The organism is Aquisalimonas asiatica (genome assembly GCF_900110585.1).
Lineage (GTDB): Bacteria > Pseudomonadota > Gammaproteobacteria > Nitrococcales > Aquisalimonadaceae > Aquisalimonas > Aquisalimonas asiatica.
Window position 1 is genome coordinate 112,720 of sequence record NZ_FOEG01000006.1, and the last position, 21,258, is coordinate 133,977.

A 21,258-nucleotide genomic window follows, 5' to 3' on the forward strand; every position below is an offset into this window, starting at 1 on the left:
ATGAATCCGTCGACACTGATCGGCATGTTATTCGGCATCGGGCTCCTCGCGGCCGTGCTGCTGTTTGCCGCCGAGGATCCCGTAGCCTACGTCAACCTCCCCGGCCTGGGCATCGTCATCGGCGGCACGCTGGCGGCGACGTTCATCAGCTACCCCCTGCGAGAGGTGCTCCGGGTGTTCGGGCTGCTGGGCATCGTGTTTCGCAACGAACGCCTGTATACCCGCGACGACATGGACGAGCTGGTACAGATGGCTCGCCTGTGGTTCCGCAACGACCTGCGCGCCGTGGAGCGCGCCCTGGACCGGGTGCGCAACCCGTTCCTGCGCACCGGGGTGCAGCTGGTCATCGACGGCACCCCGGAAGAGGACATCCTCGACCTGCTGCGCTGGCGCATCGCCCGTCTACGCACCCGCGAGCATGCCGAGGCGCAGATGTTCCGGTCCATGGCCACCTTCGCGCCCGCCTTCGGCATGATCGGCACCCTGGTGGGGCTGATCAACATGCTGTTTGTCCTGGAAACCAGTGACATGGCCGTGATCGGGCAGCACATGGCCATCGCCCTGCTGACCACCTTCTACGGCATTCTGCTGGCGAATCTCGTGTTCAAGCCGGTTGCCGTGAAGCTTGAGCGCCGGACCGAGGAGCGCCTGATCGCCATGAACATGGTGCTGGAAGGGGTGGCGCTGATCTGTCAGAAGCGCAATCCAGCCTTCGTGCGAGAGACCCTGCGGTCGTTCATGGCCGAGTATCAGGACGAGATCCGGGAGGCTCCGGGCGGGGATCCCGCAACGCGGGGAGCCGGTCCCAATGGCTAGCGAGATCGCCGGCGACCGGCGGCAGGCTCGCGGGGCCGGGCGGTTCCGTCCCGAGCTGCTGGACCCCACGGCGCAGGACAGCGACGACGACACCGGCTGGCTGCTCACGTACCTGGACGTCATGACCCTGCTGCTGGTGCTGTTCATCGTCCTGCTGGCCTTCGCTGACCTGGACCCGGATGATACGTCCCCGTCGCCGCGGGTGCTGCCGGACTCGCTCATGCTGCCCCTGTCCATGGTTCCCGCCGAACCGGTTCCGTCGCCGCAGCCCGAGTCGCCGGAGACGGCGGCGACGGGCACCGACATGACTGCCGAGGGTGTCGAGATCATCGAGGAGGCCGATCGCATCAGTCTGCGCATCCAGGACAATCTGCTGTTCGATTCCGGCCGGGCGGACCTGACGGACGACGGCCTGGCGGTGCTGGATGGCGTGGTCGAGATCCTGCGGGAGCATGACGGCCCCATCTCCGTGGAAGGCCATACCGACAACGTGCCCATCGCCACCGAGGCGTTCCCCTCCAACTGGGAGCTGTCCACGGCGCGCGCCACCCGCGTGCTGCGGCATCTGGACGATGCCGGTGTGGATGCCACGCGCATGCGCGCGGTGGGGCGCGCCGACACCGACCCGGTGGCCCCCAACACCAACGCCCCCGGGCGCGCGGCGAACCGCCGTGTCGACCTGATCATGCACCAGCGCGAGCTGCCCTGACCGCTGAACCGGTGTGTCGAGAAGTGTGACACGCGCCACTATGTTGCAATGCGATGGGCCGTTACAATATGACCCATCGCGAGGCACCGGAATACACGTTGCCGGCTGTATGCTGGCGGCGGTCGGGCAGGGTGTCCGCGAATGGGTCATGAATTGGGTACGGGTGGATGGTGCATCGAAAAGGACAGTTGATCGGGGTAATGATCACGATGCTTGGCGCTGGAAGCGCCGGTGCAGGGGAGCTTGTGCCCATGCATGGCACGCAGCCGCAGCCACAGCCGCTGGAACTTGAGCTGCAGCTCAGCGCCGACGACTGGTTGCTCGAAAACGGGGCTGATACCCGGCAGCCGGCGTACCGCGGCGGTGGCGGTGGCGATGCCCTGGCGGCCGCAGACGACCGCTCCGGCAGCGGCTTCCGTGTCGGCCCCGTTGTGCCCGCCCTGTGCGAGGACGACCTTCCCGGCACCAGTACCGTGGTCGACGCCTACAGCCGCGCCATGGAGTGCGAGGACGACCAGATCGGCCTGTCCGTGTCCATTCGCAACTACTGATCCGTAAAGGCGGCGCGCCCGGCGTCCGGGCTCCGCCCTCCGTCAGCCTTCGTCGCGATCCAGCGGCCGGATCAGCCCTTCTTGCACCACCGATGCCACCAGGGCGCCATCGCGATTGAAGATGTGCCCGCGGGTAAAGCCGCGCGCATTGGATGCGCTGGGGCTGTCCATGTGGTAGAGCAGCCAGTCGTCCATCCGGAACGGCCGGTGGAACCACATGGCGTGGTCCAGGCTTGCCATCTGCGTCTGTTCCTGGAAGATCGTGCGCCCGTGGGGCAGCAGTGCCGTGCCCAGCAGCCGGAAGTCCGAGGCGTAGGCCAGCAGTGCGCGATGGATGGTGTCGTCGTCGGGCAGGACCCCCATGGCACGAATCCACGAGTTGCGGAATGGCGCTACGGGCTCCGGGTCCATGGGGTCTTCCGGGTCGATGGGGCGGATCTCGATGGGCCGTGCGCGGGTGGACGCTTCGCGGAACTGCTCCGGCAACCGTTCGCGGTTGCGCTCCATGATGTCCAGCTCCGATTCAACGTCGTCCGGCTCCGGGATGTCCTCCGGCATGTTGAGCTGGTGGTCGCACCCCTCTTCCAGGATCTGGAACGACACCGACATGTTGAAGATCGGGCGGCCATGCTGGATGGCCACGATGCGCCGCGTGTTGAAACTGCCGCCGTCCCGGGCGCGCTCCACGTCGTAGACAATGGGGGCGTTGGCGTCGCCGGCACGCAGGAAATAGGCGTGCAGCGAATGGGCGTAGCGATCCGCCTCCACCGTCCGGCCGGCGGCCACCAGCGCCTGCCCGAGCACCTGCCCGCCGAATACCCGGGTGCCCACGATATGCCGGCTTTCGCCCCGGAACAGGTTGGTTTCCAGTTGCTCCAGGTTCAGCAGCCCGACCAGTTTGTCTAGTTGTGCGTTCATGCCTGCCCCCAACCGTGGAACCCGGGCAGCCCGGGCCGGTCTGTTGCGTCTGCAGTGATTGAAAGGCGCCAAGAATACCAGAACTGCGGGGCGCTCACCGCCGTAACCAGCTCGCCCCGAGAATACCGACGCCGGTTACGCCCAGTGCCCAGCTGAGTGCGGGAACGCCTGCCAGCAGCGGGCCGGCGGCAAGACCGGCCATGGGCACGGCCACCGCCGCCGCCAGCACCAGGCCCGCGGCCAGCGTGCCGTCACGGCGTACGCTCAGACGGCCGATGTCCGTGCGCAGCCGTTCCAGCTCCTGACGCTGCTGGTCCATCTGACGGCGGGTGTCCTGTGCGGCCTCCAGGGCCTCCAGCACCCGTTGCGGCATGCGCGGGAGCTCTTCACCCCAGTGGGGCAGCTCCCGCTGGATGTTGCGTAGTACGGCACCGATGCCGAGCTGTCCGCGCATCCAGTGCTCCATGTAGGGCTTGGCGGTCCGCCAGAGATCCAGGTCCGGATAGAGCTGCCGCCCCAGTCCCTCGATGTTGAGCAGTGTCTTCTGCAGCAGCACCAGCTGTGGCTGGATCTCCATGTCGAAGCGCCGGCCGGTCTGGAACAGGCGCATCAGCAGGGCACCGAAGGAGATCTCCCGCAGCGGTCGCTCGAAGATGGGCTCGCACACCGTGCGCATGGCCGCCTCGAACTCCTCGACCCGGGTCTCCGGCGGCACCCAGCCGGACTCCACGTGCAGCTCCGCCACCCGGCGGTAGTCGCGGTTGAAGAAGGCCAGGAAGTTCTCGGCCAGGTAGCGGTGGTCCACCGGCCCCAGGCTGCCGACGATGCCGAAGTCCACGGCGATGTAGCGCGGATCATCCGGGTTCGCGGGGTCCACGAAGATGTTGCCGGGGTGCATGTCGGCGTGGAAGAAACTGTCGCGGAACACCTGGGTGAAGAAGATCTCAACGCCCTTCTCCGCCAGGCGGCGCATGTTGACGTCGTGCGCCCGCAGGGTCTCCACGTGATTCACCGGAATGCCCGCGATGCGCTCCATGACCATCACCTGGGCCGTGGTGAGGTGGAAGTGAACGCCGGGGACGTAGAGCAGGCTGGAGTCCTGGAAATTGCGCCGCAGCTGCGAGGCGTTGGCGGCCTCGCGCATGAGATCGAGTTCGTCCAGCAGTGTCTTCTCGAACTCGGAGACCACCTCCCGTGGCCGCAGCCGCCGGCCGTGCGCCCAGTAGCGCTGGGTCAGGGCGGCGAAGGTGTACATGAGATCCAGGTCCCTGCGGATCACCGGCTCGATGTCCGGGCGCACCACCTTGACCACCACCTCCTGCCCATCCAGCAGCCGGGCGCCGTGGACCTGGGCGATGGACGCCGAGGCGATGGGTGTATCGTCGAAGCGCGCGAATACCGTGTCGATGGGGGCGCCGTAGGAGCGCTCGATGATGCGGCGCGCGTCGATGGCCGGGAATGGCGGCACGCGGTCCTGCAGCCGTGCCAGCTCCTCGGCGATGTCCGGAGGTAGCAGGTCCCGCCGGGTGGAGAGGATCTGGCCGAACTTCACGAAGATGGGCCCCAGCTCCTCCAGGGCCAGACGGATGCGCTCGCCGTGGCTGCCGCGGGACCGGCGCACCCAGTTCCAGGGCATGATGTAGAGGGTCCAGCGCAGTGGCCGCATGATGCGCGTGGCGAGAATGACGTCATCGAGACCGTGCTTCACCAGCACCCAGTTGATGTGGGCGAGGCGCAGAAGCCGCCGGATCATTCCGCCGCTCCCCGCTGCTGCTCCAGCCGCCGGATGCGGGCCTCCAGCCGGTCGGCGTCTGCCCGCAGCCGGTCCACGTCGTCGAGGAAGGCCTCCACCTCAGGGCGAGCGGGGAGCTGCCGCTGTTCCTCGGTGAGGTACTCCGCCACCCCGCTGCCCGCGGCCTCCGCGCTATGCCGGAACCAGTCGTTCACGCCGCGCAGGGTGCGGCCGATCTGGTGTGCCGCCACGTCGCCGACGTGGTCCGCCAGCGCCTCTTCCCAGTCTACGTCCAGCTCGCGGAAAAACCGGCGCGCTTGCTGGGCCACCGCCGGGTCACCCTCGAACCGCAGCCGGCTGCCCGCCGCGTCCGGGTCCCGGGCCATGGCCAGCAGGTCGCCGACACTGCCGGTGATGACCACGTCCGCCGCGTCGTCGGCTGTCTCCGCGAGTGTCAGGCCGTCGCTGGTGAACGTCACCGTTACGGTCATCTCGGGCGCGGTGAGCTGCAGACGGAGCCGGCGCTCCAGCAGCGGGGTCAGCCGCCCCTGGAGTTCCGGGTCCATGTGCAGAATCCGGTTGACGATGTGACTGGCCGGACCCAGCAGCAGACCGAGGGATGCCATGCTCAACCTCCCGCGTGACTCAGTACCGGTAACCCCGGTGAATGGCAACGATGCCACCGCTGAGATTGGTGTAGTCGCAGTCCTCGAGGCCCGCCTCGAGCATCATGTCCCGCAGGGTTGCCTGGTCGGGGTGCATGCGGATGGACTCCGCCAGGTAGCGGTAGCTGTCGGCGTCTCCGGCGACGGCCTGGCCCATGCGCGGCAGCACCTGGAACGAGTAGGCGTCGTAGAGCGGCCGCAGGGGCCTGATGTAGAGCTGCGAGAATTCGAGGATCAGGGCGAAGCCCCCGGGGCGCAGCACGCGGCGCATTTCCGCGAGCGCGCGGGGCTTGTCGGTGACGTTGCGCAGGCCGAAGGCGATGGTGATGCGGTCGAAGCTCGCCGCCGGGAACGGCAGCGCTTCCGCGTTCACCAGGGCGTAATCGATGCCGCTGACCAGACCGGAGTCGATCATCCGGGAGCGCCCTTCGGCGAGCATGGCGTCGTTGATGTCGGTCATCACCACCTGGCCGCCCGGGGCGACCTTCGGTGCCATGAGCCGGGCCAGATCGCCAGTGCCCGCGGCCAGGTCCAGGACCTGCTGCCCGGGACGCAGACGCGCCATGGCGATGGTCTGGCGCTTCCACAGCCGGTGCAGGCCGGCGGACATGAGGTCGTTCATCATGTCGTAGCGGCTGGCGACGGAGCTGAACACTTCCCCCACGCGCCGGGCCTTGTCACCGCGCGGAACGCGCTGGTAGCCGAAGTCGATGGGGTCGTCATCGCGGGCGTTGCTGGTCACGGGTGGAACCCCTGTGTCATGGCGGCCAATGGTCGGTGCCAACGGTACCACCACCGCGCGCCGCGGAGTACCCCGCGGCGACTAACCGCGCCGCTTGTAGCCCGCCGCGGCCAGCGCGTCCAGGTATTTCGCCCAGTAGGCGTCCTGGTTGGCACCCAGCTCGTAGAGGTACTCCCAGGTGTACAGGCCCGTGTGGTGACCGTCGTCGAAGTACAGCCGCACGGCGTAGTTACCGGTGGGCTCGATGCGGGTGATGTTGACGTCTTCCTTGTTCACCTGCAGGACTTCCTGCCCCGGCCCGTGCCCCTTCACCTCGGCGGAGGGGGAGTGGACGCGGAGGTACTCGCACGGCAGCTCGAAGCGGCTGCCGTCATCGAAGGAGACCTCGAGCACTTTCGAGGCCTGGTGCAGTTGCAGTTCGGTCGGGTTTGCCATGACCACCTCGATTCAGCAAACAGGCGCCGACGCCCGTGTAGGGTGGACCTTCAGGTCCACCATGGGAAACCGGGCCGTACCACCCTGGTCTGCCCCGCGACACGGTGGACCTGAAGGTCCACCCTACGGCCCTTACAGGATGTAGCGGCTGAGATCCTCGTCCCGGGCCAGTTCCTGCAGGTGCTCGTCCACGTAGGCCGCATCCACGGTAATGGTCTGGTCGCTGCGGTCCGGCGCCTGGTACGACACCTCCTCCAGCAGCCGCTCCATGACCGTATGCAGGCGGCGGGCGCCGATGTTCTCGGTGCGCTCGTTGACCTCCGAGGCCACCTGGGCGATGCGGTTGATGCCGTCCTCGGTGAACACCAGCTCGCAGTCTTCCGTGCCGATCAGCGCCGTGTACTGTTCCGTGAGCGAGGCGCTGGGTTCGGTGAGAATACGCACGAAGTCCTCGGCCTGCAGGGCGTCCAGCTCCACGCGAATGGGCAGCCGGCCCTGGAGCTCCGGAATCAGGTCGGACGGCTTCGACAGATGGAACGCCCCGGAAGCGATGAACAGGATGTGGTCCGTGCGTACCATGCCGTGCTTCGTGGACACGGTGCTGCCTTCCACCAGGGGCAGCAGGTCGCGCTGCACGCCTTCCCGGGAGACTTCCCCGCCCTGTCCGCCCTCGTTGCCCTTGGCAACCTTGTCCAGCTCATCCAGGAAGACGATGCCGTTCTGCTCCACCCGGTCCACGGCGGTGAGCTTGATCTCTTCCTCGTTGACCAGCTTGGCGGCTTCCTCTTCCTGGAGCACCTTGCGCGCATCGCGGATCTTCATGGTGCGCTTCTGGGAGCGCTGCCCGCCCATGTTCTGGAACATGCTCTGCAGCTGGCTGGTCATCTCTTCCATGCCGGGCGGGGCCATGATCTCCACCCCCGGCGAGTGGGCGGCCACGTCCACTTCCACTTCGCGGTCGTCCAGATCGCCGAAGCGCAGCTTGTTGCGGAACTTGGTGCGGGTCGCCTCACTGTGGTCGTCGGCGTCACTGCTGTGGGTGCTGGCGCGCGGTAGCAGGATATCCAGCAGGCGCTCCTCGGCGGCCTCCTCGGCCCGGTACTGGACCTTCTCCATGGCCTCCTCGCGGGTCATCTTGATGGCGATATCCACCAGGTCGCGGATGATGGACTCCACGTCGCGGCCCACGTAGCCCACCTCCGTGAACTTGGTCGCTTCCACCTTGACGAACGGCGCCCGCGCCAGCTTGGCGAGACGGCGGGCGATCTCCGTCTTGCCCACGCCGGTCGGGCCGATCATGAGGATGTTCTTGGGCGTGACCTCGGCGCGCAGGGTCTCGTCGAGCTGCATGCGGCGCCAGCGGTTGCGCAGGGCCACGGCCACGGCGCGCTTGGCATTGGCCTGGCCGATGATGTGGCGGTCCAGTTCCTGGACGATCTCACGGGGTGTCATCTCTGACATGGCTGTTCACGCCTCCACGGTGGGCTTGCTGCCGGGCAGCTCTTCGATGGTGAGATACTGGTTGGTGTAAACGCAGATATCCGCGGCGATGTTCAGTGCCTTCTCGGTGATCTCGCGGGCGCTGAGGTCTGTGTTGTCCATGAGCGCCGTGGCGGCGGACTGGGCGTAGGGGCCGCCGGAGCCGATGCTGATCAGGTCGCGCTCCGGCTCGATGACGTCGCCGTTGCCGGAGATCATCAGGGTGAGCTCCTTGTCCGCCACCACCAGCAGGGCTTCCAGGCGGCGCAGGGCGCGATCCGAGCGCCAGTCCTTGGCCAGTTCCACCGCCGAGCGCGCCAGGTTGCCGCGGTGCTTCTCCAGCTGCCCCTCGAAGCGCTCGAACAGGGTGAAGGCATCGGCCGTGCCGCCGGCGAATCCGGCGATGACCTCGCCGTGGTAGAGCCGCCGGACCTTGCGCGCATTGCCCTTCATGACGGTATTGCCCAGGGAGACCTGACCGTCGCCTCCAAGGGCGACCCGGCCGTTGCGGCGCACCGCCAGGATGGTTGTACCTCTGAACTGTTCCACGTGACTGCTCCGCTGTTCGTGGATGGAAAGCCTGCCATTGTAGAGCGCAGACGTGTCGTTGGTCACCGTGGACAGGTGATGGGGGGTAGCGCCGCGGTTTTAAAGGGGGTGTCGACGAGGGTCAGCCGCCGGTGTCATCGCTGCCCTTGCGGGCGCGCGGGTGCGCGGCGTCGTAGACCCGGGCCAGGTGCTGGAAATCCAGATGGGTGTAGACCTGGGTCGTGCCGATGCTGGCGTGGCCGAGCAGCTCCTGCACGGCGCGCAGGTCGCCGCTGGATTCCAGCAGGTGGCTGGCGAAGGAGTGCCGCAGCATGTGGGGGTGGACCGGCTGGCCCAGCACCCGGGCCGCCAGCTGCGCCAGCCTGCTCTCGATGCTGCGCCGGGACAGCCGCCCGCCGCGCTGGCTGACGAACAGGGCGTGCTCGTCCATCGTCGCAAGCTGCCCACGCACGCCCAGCCATTCGCCAAGGCGTGAACGCGCCCGCCGCCCCACCGGCAGGATGCGCGCCCGGGATCCCTTGCCGAGCACCTGCACCGTCCCTTCCTTCAGGTCCACGCCGTCCAGGTCGAGGCCGGCCGCTTCTGCAAGACGCAGCCCGCTGGAGTAGAGCAGCTCGAACAGGGCCAGGTCCCGGAGCAGCAGCGGATCGTCGCCCGGGTCCAGGCCGTCCAGCAGGCGTGCAACGGCGTCGGCATCCAGGGTGCGGGGCAGGCGCTTGCCGCTCTTGGGCGCGGGGATGTCCGCCGCCGGGTCGTGCTGGAGCAGCCCGTCCCGCACCAGGAAACGGAAAAACGTTCGCAGCGCGGCGAGGCGGCGCTGCAGGGAGCGTCCGGAGAGCCCGCCGCGATGGCCGTCCGCCACGAACTGGCGGATATGGCTGGCGTCCAGTTCCGGCCAGTGGTCGATGGTGTGCCGGTCGCACCACGCCACCAGCGCGTCCAGGTCGCGGCGGTAGTGCTGTCGGGTCAGGGCGGCCAGGCGGCGTTCGTGGGCCAGGTGGCTGTCAAAGCGCTCCAGACAGGCCAGCGCCGCCGGGGTCATGCCGTGCCGCTGGCGCGATAGGGGCGCAGGGCGCGGCCGGCGAGCTGGCCGAGCTGGCGCAGGAAGACGGTGCCCTGGCTGGGGTTGAAGCGGTCCGGCTCGAAGCTGCCCACGGCAAGAATGCCGGAGACGTTGTGATTGTCGCTGATGGGCACGACGGCCGCGGAGCCGAGCCGGTCGGCGGCGTCGCCGAACAGCAGCGCCGCCTGTGCGGGATCGAGGCGCCCCAGACGTGGTTTCGCCGCCTTGATGAAGTCGCCGAACACCGCCTGGTCGTCGGGCGAGAGCACGTCCTGGCCGCCGGATTCCCCTTGCGTCGGCAGCAGCGCGATGGCCACCAGGTCCGACTGGAACTGGTGCCGGAGGCCGTCCTTGAGGGTCTGCAGCAGGCCGTCCAGGTCCTGGCTGTCCATGAGCTCCAGGGTCAGGCGGTGGAGCTGATCGGCAAGGCGGTCGTTGTCCCGGGCAACCTGCAGCAGGTCGTCGAGGCGGTGCTTGAGCTGCTTGTTCTCGTCGCGGAGCCGGGCGACCTGATAGGTGACCAGTGAGACCGCGTCGCCGCACTCGTGGGGGATCTGCAGGCGCGTCACAAGCGCCGGGTGGCGCACAAAGAAGTCGGGGTCCTCTTCCAGGTACGCGGCGATGGCTTCGTCCGGCAGGGTGTCATCCAGTCCCGCGCTGTTCTGGCTGGTCATCCGCCATCCTCCAGTGAGGCGCCCGGGGCGTCGCCGGGCAAAAATTCAGTGAATGCATGCCAGTTTATCGGACCTGGCCCGGGGCGTCATCGTCCGGTGACAGGGGGATGCGGCCCTGGAACACCGTGGTGGCCGGCCCGGTCATCCACACCGGCTCGCCCTCGCCCGCCCAGCGGATCGCCAGGCGACCGCCGGGGAGATCCACGGCGACAGTCTCCGCGAGCAGCCCCCGGAGGCGGCCCGCGACCACGGCCGCGCAGGCGCCCGTGCCGCAGGCGAGCGTCTCGCCGGCGCCGCGCTCGTAGACCCGAAGCCGCACATGCTCCGGGTCGACCACCTGCATGAAACCGGCATTGACCCGCGCCGGAAACGCGCCGTGGCGCTCCACGACCGGGCCGAGACGGTCCACCGGGGCGGTGTCCACGTCCGGGACCACGGTGACCGCATGGGGATTGCCCATGGAGACCGCGCCAATGGTCAGCGTTTCGCCGTTCACGTCGAGTTCGTAGGTGGTAGCCCGGGGGCTTGCGGTAAACGGGATCTCGGTCGGTTCCAGGCGCGGAGGACCCATGTTGACGGTTACCTGCCCGTCGGCCTCGATGGCGATCTCCGTCGGCCCGCCCAGGGTCTCGATGGTGAGCCGGTCGCGCGTGGTCAGCCCTTCCTCCAGCAGGAACCGGGCGAGGCAGCGCACGCCGTTGCCGCATTGCTCCACTTCACCGCCGTCGGCGTTGAAGATGCGGTAGCGGAAGTCCATGCCGGGTTGCGTGGCCGGGGCCGCCAGCAGCACCTGGTCGCAGCCCACGCCGAACCGGCGGTCCGCAATCCGGCGGACGTCGGCGCCGGACAGTGCAACGTCCTGGCGAATGGCGTCGATGACCACGAAATCGTTCCCCAGGCCGTGCATCTTGGTGAATCGCAGCGTCATGGCAGCAGCCGCTCCGGTGCCAGCTGGTCCTCGACCGTCTCCCGGCGGCGCACCAGGTGCACGGCGTCCCCGTCCACCATGAGTTCCGGCGGGCGATTGCGGGTGTTGTAGTTGGAGCTCATGACGAAACCGTACGCGCCCGCGGAGTGCACGGCCAGCAGGTCACCCTGCGCCAGCGCCAGCACCCGGTCCTTGCCCAGGAAATCACCGGTCTCGCAGACCGGGCCAACAATGTCGTAGGCCACGGGGCGGTCGCTGTCCCGGGGCTGCACCGGCACGATGGACTGCCACGCGTCGTAGAGCGCCGGGCGCAGCAGGTCGTTCATGGCGGCATCGACGATGGCGAAATTGCGGTCCGGTGTCGGCTTGAGGTATTCCACCCGGGTCAGCAGCACGCCGGCATTGGCCGCGATGGAGCGCCCGGGCTCCAGGTAGACCGCCAGCTCGCGTCCGGCCAGGCGCGCCAGCAGCGCGTCGGCATAGGTGGCCGGGTCGGGGGGCGTTTCGTCGTGATAGCACACGCCCAGGCCGCCACCGATGTCGATGTGCTCCAGGGTCAGGCCGGCGTCGCCGAGCCGGTCGATCAGCGCCAGCACCCGCTCCAGGGCGTCCTCGAACGGTGCCGTGCGCGTGAGCTGTGAGCCGATGTGGAAGTCCACGCCCACGAACTGCAGGTGGGGGAAGTCCGCATGGCGGCGGTAGAGCGCTTCCGCGGCATCAATGGAGATGCCGAACTTGTTCTCCTTCAGCCCGGTGGAGATATACGGGTGGGTCTCCGCGTCCACGTCCGGGTTGACGCGCAGGGAGACCCGCGCGCGCCGATCGAGCCGGCCGGCCACGTGATTGAGCCGCTCCAGTTCCGGCTCCGACTCCACGTTGAAGCAGCCCACCTCGGCGTTCAGGGCCTGGGCCATTTCGTAGCGACTCTTGCCCACGCCGGAGAACACCACGCGCGCCGGATCGGCGCCCGCGGCCAGAACCCGGTCCAGCTCGCCCCCGGAGACGATGTCGAAGCCCGATCCCAGGCGCGCCAGCACGTCCAGGACGGCCAGGTTGCTGTTCGCCTTGACGGCGTAGCAGACCTGATGGGGAACGGCCGCAAAGGCGTCGTCGTAGGCGTGCCAGGCCGCTTCCAGCGCGGCCCGCGAGTACACGTACGCGGGCGTGCCGTGTTCGGCGGCGATACGGCCGAGGGGCACGTCTTCGGCGTGCAGTGTGCCGTTGCGGTAGGTAAAGGGCGTCATGCGGGCTCCTGGGGGCCGTACGGGGCGCTCACCGGCGCGGTGTCCATGGCGGTGTCGTCATCGTCCTCGGGCAAGTGCAGATCGCCCTTCTGCCCGCAGGCCGCCAGCAACAGGGCGAGGGCAAGCGTGCCAGTCAGTCGGTACATGGTGTGCCACCTCCGGCGATCAAACCCCACAGTATAAAGGGCGCGCGCGCCTTCTGCAGTGGCTGCGCCAGTAGCGCCGGTGCAACGGGTCCGGGTAGCATGCGGCACCAAGGGTTTCACCACCGAGGAGATAACCATGAGCGAACTGCTGGAGTGCGTCGAGACCGGCGCCCGGGACAACGCCACGGCGAGCGTGATCTGGTTGCACGGCCTGGGCGCCGACGGCCACGATTTTGAACCCATCGTGCCGGAGCTGCGCCTGCCGGCCGGGCTGCCCGTGCGCTTTGTCTTCCCGCACGCGCCCGTGCGGCCCGTTACCCTGAACGGTGGCATGTCCATGCGCGCCTGGTACGACATCATCGCCCTGGGCGGCAACGCGCAGCAGGACGCCGACGGTATCCGCGACTCCGAACAGAAGGTGCATGCGCTGATCCGCCGCGAGAACGAGCGCGGCATCCCCACCGATCGGATCGTGCTCGCCGGCTTCTCCCAGGGTGGCGCCATCGCCCTGCATACCGGGGTGCGCTATCCGGAACGGCTCGCCGGCATCATGGGGCTCTCCACCTACCTGCCGCTGGCCGATACGGTCCCGGCGGAGCGCAACGAGGCCAACGCCGGCACGCCGGTTCTCATGGCCCACGGCACGGAAGACCCGGTGCTGCCGCTGCAGATGGGTGCAAACTCCCGGGCCCAGCTGGACGGCATGGGCTATAGCGTCGAGTGGCACGACTACCCCATGCAGCACCAGGTGTGCCTGGAAGAGATCCAGGCGATCAGCGCGTGGCTGCAGCGGGTGCTGGGGTAGTTTTCCGCCTCGGGTGGATGGCCGCATCCGCCTTCTGTGCCGTACATGTGGTGGACCTGAAGGTCCACCCTACGGTCATCGTGGCCGCACGGCCTACCGGGGAACCGGCGTCGGGTGGACGTTGACGTCCACCACCAGGCGCCGTCTGGCGGTCACTCGTCCCGCTCCAGCCGCTCCCGCGCCTTGCGGACCTGCGTCCGTACCTGTGCCGGCGCCGTGCCGCCGATGTGGTCCCGGGCGGCCAGCGAGCCCTCCAGGGTGAGCACCTCGTAGACGTCCTCGCCAATGGCGTCGGAGAAGCCCTGCAGGGTGGCCAGGTCCATGTCGGCCAGGTCGACGCCCTGCTCCACGCCGTGGCGCACGGCTGCACCCACGATGGCGTGGGCGTCCCGGAACGGCACGCCCTTGCGCACCAGGTAGTCGGCCAGATCCGTGGCGGTGGAGAAGCCCTTCTTGGCCGCGGCGAACATGTTGTCCCGCTTCGGCTCCATGGCCGGCACCATGTCGGCGAAGGCGCGCAGCACGTCCAGCACCGTGTCCACGGTGTCGAACAGCGGCTCCTTGTCTTCCTGGTTGTCCCGGTTGTAGGCCAGCGGCTGGGATTTCATCAGGGTCAGCAGGCCCACCAGGTGGCCGTTCACCCGCGCCGTCTTGCCGCGCACGATCTCGGCCACGTCCGGGTTCTTCTTCTGCGGCATGATGCTCGAGCCCGTGCAGAAGCGGTCCGGCAGGTCCACGAAGTCGAACATGGGCGAGGTCCAGAGGATCATCTCCTCGGCCATGCGCGAGGTGTGGGTCAGCAGGATGGCCGCCGCTGCCGTGAACTCCATGGCGAAGTCACGATCCGACACCGAGTCCAGGGAGTTGTCACTGGGGCGGTCGAAACCCAGCTCGGCGCAGGTCATGGCGCGGTCGATGGGGTAGCTGGTGCCGGCCAGCGCTGCCGAGCCCAGCGGCATGACGTTCAGCCGCCGCTGGCAGTCCTCCATGCGCTCCTGATCCCGCACCAGCATCTCGTACCAGGCCAGCATGTGGTGGCCGAAACTGAGTGGCTGTGCCACCTGCAGGTGGGTGAAACCGGGGATGATGGTGTCCGCCTCCCGGTCTGCCAGCTCCACCAGTCCCCGCTGGAAACGCAGCAGCTCGGCGGTAATGGCGTCGATGGCCTCGCGCAGGTAGAGTCGCACATCGGTGGCGATCTGGTCATTGCGCGAGCGGCCCGTGTGCAGCTTCTTGCCGGCATCGCCGATGCGGTCCGTGAGCCGCTGCTCGATATTCATGTGCACGTCTTCCAGCGCCGGTGACCACGGGAAGTCGCCCTGCGCGATCTCCTGTTCGATCTCCGCGAGCCCCGCCAGGATGCTGTCGCGCTCCGGCTCCGTGAGCACCCCTGCGTCGGCGAGCATGCGCGCGTGGGCCATGGAGCCGCGGATGTCCTGACGGTACAGTCGACGATCGAAGTGCTCCGAGGCGGTGAACGCCTCGACGAACTGATCGGTTGCCTCCGTGAACCGGCCGGTCCACAGTTGCTGGCTGGTGTCCTTGTCGGTCATGGGGTCTCTCGCTGGATCGTGTGACGCGAATGATACGTGTGGCGCGGAGTATACCAGCGCGGGCGTCCGGCGGCTTGCCGCGCGAGCGGACCGGAGCGGCACCGATTGCAGGCCATCCGGCGCCACGGCGCCGGCACGGGAAGGCTGATGACACACATGAACTCGGGATTCCTGCCGGACTTCTGCAACCTGCGCACCGTGCTCGCCGTGGTGGTCATTGCGGAACTGCTGGTGTTCGTCCTGGTGCTTGCCCAGCCGGCCGGGGTCGATCTCTGGCAGGCGCTCAGCCTGTACTCCCTGTATGTCCAGTGGGTCGCCCTGGGCTGCACGGTGCTGCTGTGCCTGCTGCGCAATGCGCTCAACCGGTTGCGGCCGCTGACCGCGGGGCTGCTGGCCTGGCTGCTGGTGATGGCGGTCACCGCCTTGGTTGCGCATCTCGCCTGGACGCTGGTGCTGCTGGAGAGCGAGGGGACGCGCGCCGGATTCATGCTGCGCAGCCTCGGGCTTGCCGCCGTGGTGGCGGCGGTGGCGCTGCGCTATCTCTATCTGCAGCAGGACTGGCGTCGGCGGATCGAGGCCGCGTCCTCCGCCCGGGAGCAGGCGCTGCAGGCGCGCATCCGCCCGCACTTTCTTTTCAACAGTCTGAACACCATTGCGGAGATGATCCCCTCCCGCCCCCGGCAGGCGGAGACGGCCGTGGAGGATCTGGCGGATCTCTTTCGCGCCAGCCTTGAATCCGGCGAGGGGTTGTCGACGCTGGATGACGAGCTGGCGCTGGCGCGGGGCTATCTCAACATGGAACAACTCCGCCTTGGCGACCGTCTGCAGGTGGACTGGGAGACCGACGATCTGCCCGGGCAACTTGCCATCCCGCCCATGACGCTGCAGCCCCTTCTCGAGAATGCGGTCTATCATGGAATTGAGCCCCGCCGGGATGGCGGCCGGCTGGTGGTGTCCGGTCGGGTCCGGGACGGGAGGCTCCAGGTCTGCGTGCGCAATCCGCTGCCCCCGGACGGGGCGGTCGCGCGCGGTGGGTTCGGAATCGCCCAGGACAACGTCCGTGAGCGGCTGCGGCTTGCCTACGGCGGCGAGGGGCACTTGAGCGTGCAGCAGGAGGACGACTGCTACAGCGTGTGCCTGACACTGCCCTGCGACCCAGGGGAGGCGGGCGCGGGTCAGGCGGAACGGGGGAAGGAGCATGCGCATTCTGATCGTGGATGACGAAGCACCGGCCCGGGAACGGCTGGCCCGCCATGTGGCCGATATCGGCGATCATCAGGTGATCGGCACGGCCGCGGACGGCGACGAGGCCGTGCGCATGGCGTACAGCGAGGAGCCCGACCTGGTGCTCATGGATATCCGCATGCCGGGGACAGACGGGGTGACGGCCGCCCGGGCGCTGGCGGAAATGGACGCGCCACCGGCGGTGATTTTCGTCACGGCCTACGGCGAGCATGCCCTGGCGGCATTCGACGCCGAGGCCGTGGACTATCTCGTCAAGCCGGTGCGACGGGAGCGGCTGGCCCAGGCGCTCCGGCGCGCGCGCCGCGTCACCCGCCCGCAGCTGGACGCCCTGGCACGCGAGGCGCCGCCGGTGCAGGGGCCGCGGGAGCACATCCTCTGTCGTCGCCGGGGTGCCATGGAGCTGATCCCCGTCGCCGACGTGCACTACTTCCAGGCGGACAACAAGTACGTCACCGTCTGCCATGCCGGTGGCGAGGACCTCATCGAGGAGTCCCTGCGCCAGCTCGAACACGAGTTCGGTGAGCGGTTCGTGCGCATCCACCGCAACGCGCTGGTGGCCCGTGACCGCCTGGGCCGGCTGGAGCGCGGGCTCGGTGGTCGCCCCTATCTCGCCCTGCGCGGCATGGACTGTGCGCTGCAGGTCAGCCGGCGGCACGTGAGCCGCATCCGCCAGTTGCTGGAAACCATGGGCTAGTCGTGCCGGTGCGGCCGTTCGGCAGCGCAGTGGAACCATGGCATCCTATGCGGCCCCGGACATCCTGCTGACAAGAGGCCCTGATGCGCATCGACACCCTTCGAATCGCCACCCGCAAATCACCGCTTGCCGTCTGGCAGGCCGAACACGTGGCCGGCCGCCTGCGTGCGGCGCACCCGGGGCTGCAGGTGGAGCTGGTGAAAATGAGCACCCGGGGAGACCGCATCCTGGATGCGCCGCTGGCGCGTATCGGCGGCAAGGGGCTGTTCCTGAAGGAGCTGGAAGAGGGGCTGCTGGACGGGCGTGCGGACATTGCCGTGCACTCCATGAAGGACGTGCCCGCTTTCATGACGCCGGACCTCCACCTGCCCGTCATCCCGGAGCGCGGTGACCCCCGTGACGCGTTCCTGTCGGTTCACTACGCCACCCTTGCGGAGGTCCCGGAGGGTGGCGTCATCGGCAGTGCCAGCCTGCGCCGGCAGAGCCAGATCCGGGCCGTGCGGCCCGATTTGCACGTGGAGACCCTGCGCGGCAGCGTCAACACGCGGCTGGCCAAGCTCGACGAGGGGCAGTTCGACGCCATCATCCTCGCCGCCTCCGGGTTGCAGCGGCTGGAGCTGCAGGCGCGCATCACCCGCACCCTGCCGCCCGGGGAGAGCCTGCCCGCCGTGGGACAGGGTGCGCTCGGGATTCAGTGCCGGGTGGGGGACACGGATGTGGAAGAACTCATCCGGCCGCTGGATCATGAGGACAGCCATATCCGCGTGGCCGCGGAGCGCGCCATGAACAGGGAGCTGGAGGGCAGCTGCCAGGTGCCTATCGGCGCCTATGCCGAGCTGGATGGCGATCGTCTCCGCCTGCGCGGGCTGGTGGGGTCCCCGGACGGCCGCGAGATGGTTCGCGGCGAGGTCACCGGTGCGGCGGAGGACGCCGATGACATCGGCTCCAGGCTCGGTCATGACCTCCTGGATCGTGGTGCGCGGGAGATCCTTCAGCGGCTGTTCGCCGAAACCGGGGAACAGCCTCTGTGACTGCCGCCGAGCAGCCCCTCGCCGGTGTCGGTGTCCTCGTGACCCGGCCGGCGCATCAGGCGGAGCCCCTGTGCGACGCACTGGCGGCCCGGGGGGCGGTGGTGACGCGCTTTCCGGTCATCGCCATCGGCGCGGCGCCGGACCCCCGGGCCCTGGACCGCGGGCTCGATCGCCTCGGTGATGCCGACCTGGTGATCTTTGTCAGCCCCAATGCGGTGGATGCCCTGTTTCGCCGTCTGAACGAACGCCGGCTGTCCTGGCCCGACGGGGTCCGTGTGGCCACCGTCGGGCGGGGCACCGCGCGCGCCCTGGCGGCCAGGGACGTCACCGCCACGGTGGTGCCGGCGGATGGTTACGACAGCGAGGCGCTGCTCGCCCACCCCGCGCTCCGACACGTGCGCGGTCAGCACGCTATGCTGGTGCGAGGGGACGGTGGGCGCGAACTGCTGCGGGAGACCCTCGAACGCCGGGGCGCGACGGTGGACGTGCTGGCCGCTTACAGCCGCGGACTGCCGGATGTGGATCCGGCCGTGCTGGATCAGGCGTGGGCCCGAGGTGCCCTGGATGTTGCGGTGGTCACCAGCGGCAACGCCCTGGAGAACCTGGTCAGGCTCGCCGGTGCACCGCGCCGGTCAAGGCTGTTCGGCACCGGACTGGTGGTCATCAGTGAGCGGGTTGCAGCCCGGGCCTCGGGCCTCGGGTTCTGCAATGGTATCGTGACTGCAGATGGCCCGGATTCCGACGCCCTGGCGGCGGCGGTCGAACGCTGGGTGGCAGGCAAGGGGAGACAGGCGAATTCATGAACGACGCGTCGACACATCACGGTAAGCAGGACGAGGCGGTGACGGATTCCAACGGCAGCACCACGGCGGATGCCGCACCGGAGGAGACCACCCAACCCCAGACCGATGCGGACGGTGGTGGTGGCCAGGCCGCAGCCCCGAAACCCGGCGGCGGTGACGGTGGCCGGGGTGGTGACCGGCGCGCTGCGGTGCTCGCGGCCGTTGCCCTGCTGATCGCGCTGATTGTTGCCGGCCTTGGCGGCATGGGCGGCTGGTGGGTCTGGGAGCGCTTCCAGGCGCTGGAGCGCGCCAGCGACGACTACGCCGAGCGCATGGAAGTGGCCGAGGTGCGCGAGCGCCTCGACAGCCTCGAAGGCAACCTCACCGGTCGCGTCGACAACCTGGCCGAGGAGCACAGCAGCCACGTGCGGAGTCTGGCGCGGGCGGAGGAGACCATGCGCACCGTGCGGGAGCAGCACGACAGCGCCCAGGAACGCATGGACCGCATCGAGGAGCTTGCCGCCGCGCATCGCGACGAGTGGATTCTCTCGGAGGCGGGTTACCTGTATGGCGTCGCCCGCTACCGGGCGCGCTTCCACGGTGACGTGAGCGGCGCGCTGGACGCCCTGCGCGAGGCGGACAGCCTGCTGGAAGAGCTGGGCGGTGCCACCGTGGATCAGCGTCAGGCGGTGGCCGATGCCATCAATGCACTGCTGGACGTGCGTCTGCCCGACCGTGAAGCCATGGCTGCCGACCTGCGCGCGCTCATCAACGGCGTGGATGAGTGGAGTCTCAAGCGCGTGGAGCGCCAGGTGGAGCCGGCGGACGTTCCCCGCCAGCGGGATGCCGAACTGGACAGCCTCGACGGCTGGCGGAATGCCGGGTTGCGGGCCTGGGAGCAGTTCCGGGACGCCATCGGCTCGCTGGTGGTGGTGCGCCGGGATGATGCGCCGCCACGCCTCATGGCCCCGGAAGAAAGCCATTATCTGCGGGAAAACCTCCGCCTGCAGCTGCTGTCCGCCCGCGCCGCGCTGCTTCAGGGCGACGCCGATGCGTACCGGGACAGCCTGGAAGATGTGGGCGAGTGGCTGGACCGGCACTTCGACGACGATGACGACGCCGTGCGTGAGGCCCGCGAGACGGTCAGCCGGTTGCGTGACGCGGACGTGGAAGCCGACATGCCGGATCTCGGGGAGAAGCTCCCGGAGCGCCGTCTCCCTGGTCGGAACAACATGATGGAGGGCGGTGAATGAAACGCCTGTTCCTGTTTCTGCTGGTGCTGTTCGCCAGCGCCGTTACCGCGCTCTGGTTCCACGAGCAGGCCGGCTACGTGTTGATCTCCGCTGGCGACCTCACCATGGAGACCAGCCTTTTCTTCGCCGTTGGCGTCCTGGCGGTGATGGTGGTCGCGCTGCTGCTCGTGGCCGGCATTGTCCGGCGTGTCGGTGCCATGCCGCAGGGCATGCGTCGCTGGCTGGCCGACCGCCGGGCCGGGCGGTCCCGCGACCAGCTGGTCCGCGGGCTGGCACGCCTGGCCGAAGGCGACTACCAGGAAGCCGAACGCCTGCTGATCCGCGCCGTGGATCGCAGCGAAACCTCGGTGCTGCATTATCTCAGTGCGGCCTGGGCCGCACACCGGGCCGGTGCCGACGGCCGGCGTGACAGCTATCTGGCCATGGCCGACAAGGCCGATCCCGATGCACAGCTGGCCATCGGCCTGCTGCAGGCGCAGCTCTACCTGGAAGACGAACAGTGGGAGACGGCGTTCGCCACGCTCAATCTGCTGCAGGAGCGCTACCCCCGGAATCCGCGGGTGCTGGAGATGCTGGCGCGAGCGTGCGAGGTGCTCGGCGAGGCGGACCGGCTGCTGGATCTCCTGCCGCGGCTGCGCCGGCATGCGGACATGGATTCCGAACGGCTGCATGCCCTTGGCCTCACCGCCGCCACCGGCGTGCTGGAGCAGGCCCGGCGTCGTGGCCGCGAGGCCCTGGAGCGCGCCTGGGAGCGGCTGCCGCGCGCGATGCAGGAAGACCCCGACGTGCTGCTGGCCTACGTCGACGGCATGCTGGAGCTGGCCCCGGGCAGCGAGCAGCTCGAGAAGCGGCTGCGCCTGGCGCTGCGCAAGGACTGGGACCTGCGCATCATCGAGCGCTACGGCCGGCTGGAGCTGGACGACCCGGAGCGGGCATTCAACGTGGCCGAGGGCTGGTTGCGGGAACACCCGGAAGACCCGGTTCTGCTGCTCGCCGTGGGGCGGCTTGCCATTCGCAGCAGCCTCTGGGGGCGGGCGCGGTCCTACCTGGAAGCGTCCGTCTCCCGGCAGCCCAGCGCCGAGGCGTTCTATCTCCTGGCCGACCTGCTGGAGCACCTGGGGGAGCGGGACGCGGCGCGGCGGGCCTATCGGCGCGCCGCCGAGCATGCCGGTGGCTTCCGCGCGCTGCCCGAACTCGAAGGCGTACGGCGGCAGGAGCCGGCCACGGCCGAGTCGTAAGCGGCG

The 21,258-nt window shown here is 68.8% G+C and carries 23 protein-coding genes; 10 read left to right on the forward strand and 13 right to left on the reverse strand.

What is annotated here, in order from left to right:
* From BMZ02_RS13465 to BMZ02_RS13475, 3 genes are all read left to right on the forward strand, one after another.
* Complete coding sequence (locus tag BMZ02_RS13465) at positions 1-816, forward strand: motility protein A (RefSeq protein WP_091644831.1); 816 nt, start codon at positions 1-3, stop codon at positions 814-816.
* Entirely contained in the window at positions 809-1,525 is a 717-nt protein-coding gene (locus BMZ02_RS13470) for an OmpA/MotB family protein (RefSeq protein ID WP_091644832.1), read from the forward strand. The genes BMZ02_RS13465 and BMZ02_RS13470 overlap by 8 nt, the downstream gene beginning before the upstream one ends.
* A gap of 251 nt (positions 1,526-1,776) precedes the next feature.
* Positions 1,777-2,076: a hypothetical protein gene (locus tag BMZ02_RS13475; protein ID WP_091644834.1), complete on the forward strand. Its 300-nt coding sequence runs from the start codon at positions 1,777-1,779 to the stop codon at positions 2,074-2,076.
* Positions 2,077-2,118: 42 nt separating this feature from the next.
* Here BMZ02_RS13475 and tesB read toward each other — a convergent pair whose 3' ends face one another.
* From tesB to lptM, 12 genes are all read right to left on the reverse strand, one after another.
* Positions 2,119-2,994 (reverse strand): acyl-CoA thioesterase II, encoded by an 876-nt coding sequence (gene tesB / locus BMZ02_RS13480; protein ID WP_091644835.1) that lies wholly within the window; start codon positions 2,992-2,994, stop codon positions 2,119-2,121.
* 94 nt (positions 2,995-3,088) lie between these two features.
* Complete coding sequence (gene ubiB / locus BMZ02_RS13485) at positions 3,089-4,747, reverse strand: ubiquinone biosynthesis regulatory protein kinase UbiB (RefSeq protein WP_091644837.1); 1,659 nt, start codon at positions 4,745-4,747, stop codon at positions 3,089-3,091.
* Positions 4,744-5,352, reverse strand: coding sequence for a ubiquinone biosynthesis accessory factor UbiJ (locus BMZ02_RS13490; protein WP_091644839.1), 609 nt, complete (start codon positions 5,350-5,352; stop codon positions 4,744-4,746). Before BMZ02_RS13490 ends, ubiB begins: the two co-directional genes overlap by 4 nt.
* 19 nt (positions 5,353-5,371) lie before the next feature.
* Positions 5,372-6,133: a class I SAM-dependent methyltransferase gene (locus BMZ02_RS13495; RefSeq protein WP_091644841.1), complete on the reverse strand. Its 762-nt coding sequence runs from the start codon at positions 6,131-6,133 to the stop codon at positions 5,372-5,374.
* 81 nt (positions 6,134-6,214) lie between these two features.
* Positions 6,215-6,568 (reverse strand): gamma-butyrobetaine hydroxylase family protein, encoded by a 354-nt coding sequence (locus BMZ02_RS13500; protein WP_091644843.1) that lies wholly within the window; start codon positions 6,566-6,568, stop codon positions 6,215-6,217.
* Between the two features lie 132 nt (positions 6,569-6,700).
* Complete coding sequence (gene hslU / locus BMZ02_RS13505; protein WP_091644845.1) at positions 6,701-8,029, reverse strand: ATP-dependent protease ATPase subunit HslU; 1,329 nt, start codon at positions 8,027-8,029, stop codon at positions 6,701-6,703.
* A gap of 6 nt (positions 8,030-8,035) precedes the next feature.
* Positions 8,036-8,596, reverse strand: a complete 561-nt coding sequence (gene hslV / locus BMZ02_RS13510) for an ATP-dependent protease subunit HslV (RefSeq protein WP_091644846.1) — start codon at positions 8,594-8,596, stop codon at positions 8,036-8,038.
* A gap of 121 nt (positions 8,597-8,717) precedes the next feature.
* Positions 8,718-9,638 carry a tyrosine recombinase XerC gene (gene xerC / locus BMZ02_RS13515; protein WP_091644848.1) on the reverse strand — a complete coding sequence of 307 codons (921 nt, stop codon included), beginning with the start codon at positions 9,636-9,638 and terminating at the stop codon, positions 8,718-8,720.
* Entirely contained in the window at positions 9,635-10,333 is a 699-nt protein-coding gene (locus BMZ02_RS13520; RefSeq protein ID WP_091644849.1) for a DUF484 family protein, read from the reverse strand. The genes xerC and BMZ02_RS13520 overlap by 4 nt, the downstream gene beginning before the upstream one ends.
* 64 nt (positions 10,334-10,397) lie before the next feature.
* The gene (gene dapF / locus BMZ02_RS13525) at positions 10,398-11,261 is read right to left on the reverse strand and encodes a diaminopimelate epimerase (RefSeq protein ID WP_091644851.1); all 864 of its coding nucleotides are present in this window, start codon (positions 11,259-11,261) and stop codon (positions 10,398-10,400) included.
* Positions 11,258-12,505 carry a diaminopimelate decarboxylase gene (gene lysA, locus BMZ02_RS13530; protein ID WP_091644852.1) on the reverse strand — a complete coding sequence of 416 codons (1,248 nt, stop codon included), beginning with the start codon at positions 12,503-12,505 and terminating at the stop codon, positions 11,258-11,260. The genes dapF and lysA overlap by 4 nt, the downstream gene beginning before the upstream one ends.
* Positions 12,502-12,651 (reverse strand): LPS translocon maturation chaperone LptM, encoded by a 150-nt coding sequence (gene lptM, locus BMZ02_RS18850; RefSeq protein ID WP_139209219.1) that lies wholly within the window; start codon positions 12,649-12,651, stop codon positions 12,502-12,504. The genes lysA and lptM overlap by 4 nt, the downstream gene beginning before the upstream one ends.
* A 136-nt stretch (positions 12,652-12,787) precedes the next feature.
* Here lptM and BMZ02_RS13540 point away from each other — a divergent pair, with 136 nt between their 5' ends.
* Positions 12,788-13,456 carry an alpha/beta hydrolase gene (locus BMZ02_RS13540; RefSeq protein ID WP_091644856.1) on the forward strand — a complete coding sequence of 223 codons (669 nt, stop codon included), beginning with the start codon at positions 12,788-12,790 and terminating at the stop codon, positions 13,454-13,456.
* A gap of 152 nt (positions 13,457-13,608) precedes the next feature.
* On the opposite strand, the gene argH is transcribed toward BMZ02_RS13540, so the two are convergent.
* On the reverse strand, positions 13,609-15,009 hold the full coding sequence (argH, locus tag BMZ02_RS13545; protein WP_091644857.1) for an argininosuccinate lyase: 1,401 nt from the start codon (positions 15,007-15,009) through the stop codon (positions 13,609-13,611).
* A gap of 147 nt (positions 15,010-15,156) precedes the next feature.
* Between argH and BMZ02_RS13550 the strand changes: the two genes are divergently transcribed.
* From BMZ02_RS13550 to BMZ02_RS13575, 6 genes are all read left to right on the forward strand, one after another.
* Positions 15,157-16,230: a sensor histidine kinase gene (locus tag BMZ02_RS13550; protein WP_091644965.1), complete on the forward strand. Its 1,074-nt coding sequence runs from the start codon at positions 15,157-15,159 to the stop codon at positions 16,228-16,230.
* Positions 16,208-16,948 carry a LytR/AlgR family response regulator transcription factor gene (locus BMZ02_RS13555; protein ID WP_091644859.1) on the forward strand — a complete coding sequence of 247 codons (741 nt, stop codon included), beginning with the start codon at positions 16,208-16,210 and terminating at the stop codon, positions 16,946-16,948. Before BMZ02_RS13550 ends, BMZ02_RS13555 begins: the two co-directional genes overlap by 23 nt.
* An 83-nt stretch (positions 16,949-17,031) precedes the next feature.
* A complete protein-coding gene (hemC, locus tag BMZ02_RS13560) occupies positions 17,032-17,979 on the forward strand; it encodes a hydroxymethylbilane synthase (protein ID WP_091644861.1) in 948 nt (315 codons plus the stop codon).
* Entirely contained in the window at positions 17,976-18,782 is an 807-nt protein-coding gene (locus tag BMZ02_RS13565) for a uroporphyrinogen-III synthase (RefSeq protein ID WP_091644863.1), read from the forward strand. Before hemC ends, BMZ02_RS13565 begins: the two co-directional genes overlap by 4 nt.
* Complete coding sequence (locus BMZ02_RS13570) at positions 18,779-20,014, forward strand: uroporphyrinogen-III C-methyltransferase (protein WP_091644864.1); 1,236 nt, start codon at positions 18,779-18,781, stop codon at positions 20,012-20,014. Before BMZ02_RS13565 ends, BMZ02_RS13570 begins: the two co-directional genes overlap by 4 nt.
* The gene (locus tag BMZ02_RS13575; protein ID WP_091644866.1) at positions 20,011-21,252 is read left to right on the forward strand and encodes a heme biosynthesis HemY N-terminal domain-containing protein; all 1,242 of its coding nucleotides are present in this window, start codon (positions 20,011-20,013) and stop codon (positions 21,250-21,252) included. The genes BMZ02_RS13570 and BMZ02_RS13575 overlap by 4 nt, the downstream gene beginning before the upstream one ends.
* The last annotated feature ends 6 nt before the right edge of the window (positions 21,253-21,258 follow it).

Excerpts from the sequence above, each read along its gene's own strand:
- BMZ02_RS13555 (WP_091644859.1), top strand. The coding sequence starts at position 16,208 with ATGCGCATTCTGATCGTGGATGACGAAGCACCGGCCCGGGAACGGCTG.
- BMZ02_RS13540 (WP_091644856.1), top strand. The coding sequence starts at position 12,788 with ATGAGCGAACTGCTGGAGTGCGTCGAGACCGGCGCCCGGGACAACGCC.
- dapF (WP_091644851.1), bottom strand. The coding sequence starts at position 11,261 with ATGACGCTGCGATTCACCAAGATGCACGGCCTGGGGAACGATTTCGTG.
- tesB (WP_091644835.1), bottom strand. The coding sequence starts at position 2,994 with ATGAACGCACAACTAGACAAACTGGTCGGGCTGCTGAACCTGGAGCAA.
- lysA (WP_091644852.1), bottom strand. The coding sequence starts at position 12,505 with ATGACGCCCTTTACCTACCGCAACGGCACACTGCACGCCGAAGACGTG.
- BMZ02_RS13465 (WP_091644831.1), top strand. The coding sequence starts at position 1 with ATGAATCCGTCGACACTGATCGGCATGTTATTCGGCATCGGGCTCCTC.
- ubiB (WP_091644837.1), bottom strand. The coding sequence starts at position 4,747 with ATGATCCGGCGGCTTCTGCGCCTCGCCCACATCAACTGGGTGCTGGTG.
- BMZ02_RS13470 (WP_091644832.1), top strand. The coding sequence starts at position 809 with ATGGCTAGCGAGATCGCCGGCGACCGGCGGCAGGCTCGCGGGGCCGGG.
- hemC (WP_091644861.1), top strand. The coding sequence starts at position 17,032 with ATGCGCATCGACACCCTTCGAATCGCCACCCGCAAATCACCGCTTGCC.
- xerC (WP_091644848.1), bottom strand. The coding sequence starts at position 9,638 with ATGACCCCGGCGGCGCTGGCCTGTCTGGAGCGCTTTGACAGCCACCTG.
- BMZ02_RS13550 (WP_091644965.1), top strand. The coding sequence starts at position 15,157 with ATGACACACATGAACTCGGGATTCCTGCCGGACTTCTGCAACCTGCGC.
- BMZ02_RS13570 (WP_091644864.1), top strand. The coding sequence starts at position 18,779 with ATGAACGACGCGTCGACACATCACGGTAAGCAGGACGAGGCGGTGACG.
- BMZ02_RS13575 (WP_091644866.1), top strand. The coding sequence starts at position 20,011 with ATGAAACGCCTGTTCCTGTTTCTGCTGGTGCTGTTCGCCAGCGCCGTT.
- BMZ02_RS13520 (WP_091644849.1), bottom strand. The coding sequence starts at position 10,333 with ATGACCAGCCAGAACAGCGCGGGACTGGATGACACCCTGCCGGACGAA.
- BMZ02_RS13490 (WP_091644839.1), bottom strand. The coding sequence starts at position 5,352 with ATGGCATCCCTCGGTCTGCTGCTGGGTCCGGCCAGTCACATCGTCAAC.
- lptM (WP_139209219.1), bottom strand. The coding sequence starts at position 12,651 with ATGTACCGACTGACTGGCACGCTTGCCCTCGCCCTGTTGCTGGCGGCC.
- BMZ02_RS13500 (WP_091644843.1), bottom strand. The coding sequence starts at position 6,568 with ATGGCAAACCCGACCGAACTGCAACTGCACCAGGCCTCGAAAGTGCTC.
- BMZ02_RS13475 (WP_091644834.1), top strand. The coding sequence starts at position 1,777 with ATGCATGGCACGCAGCCGCAGCCACAGCCGCTGGAACTTGAGCTGCAG.
- argH (WP_091644857.1), bottom strand. The coding sequence starts at position 15,009 with ATGACCGACAAGGACACCAGCCAGCAACTGTGGACCGGCCGGTTCACG.
- hslU (WP_091644845.1), bottom strand. The coding sequence starts at position 8,029 with ATGTCAGAGATGACACCCCGTGAGATCGTCCAGGAACTGGACCGCCAC.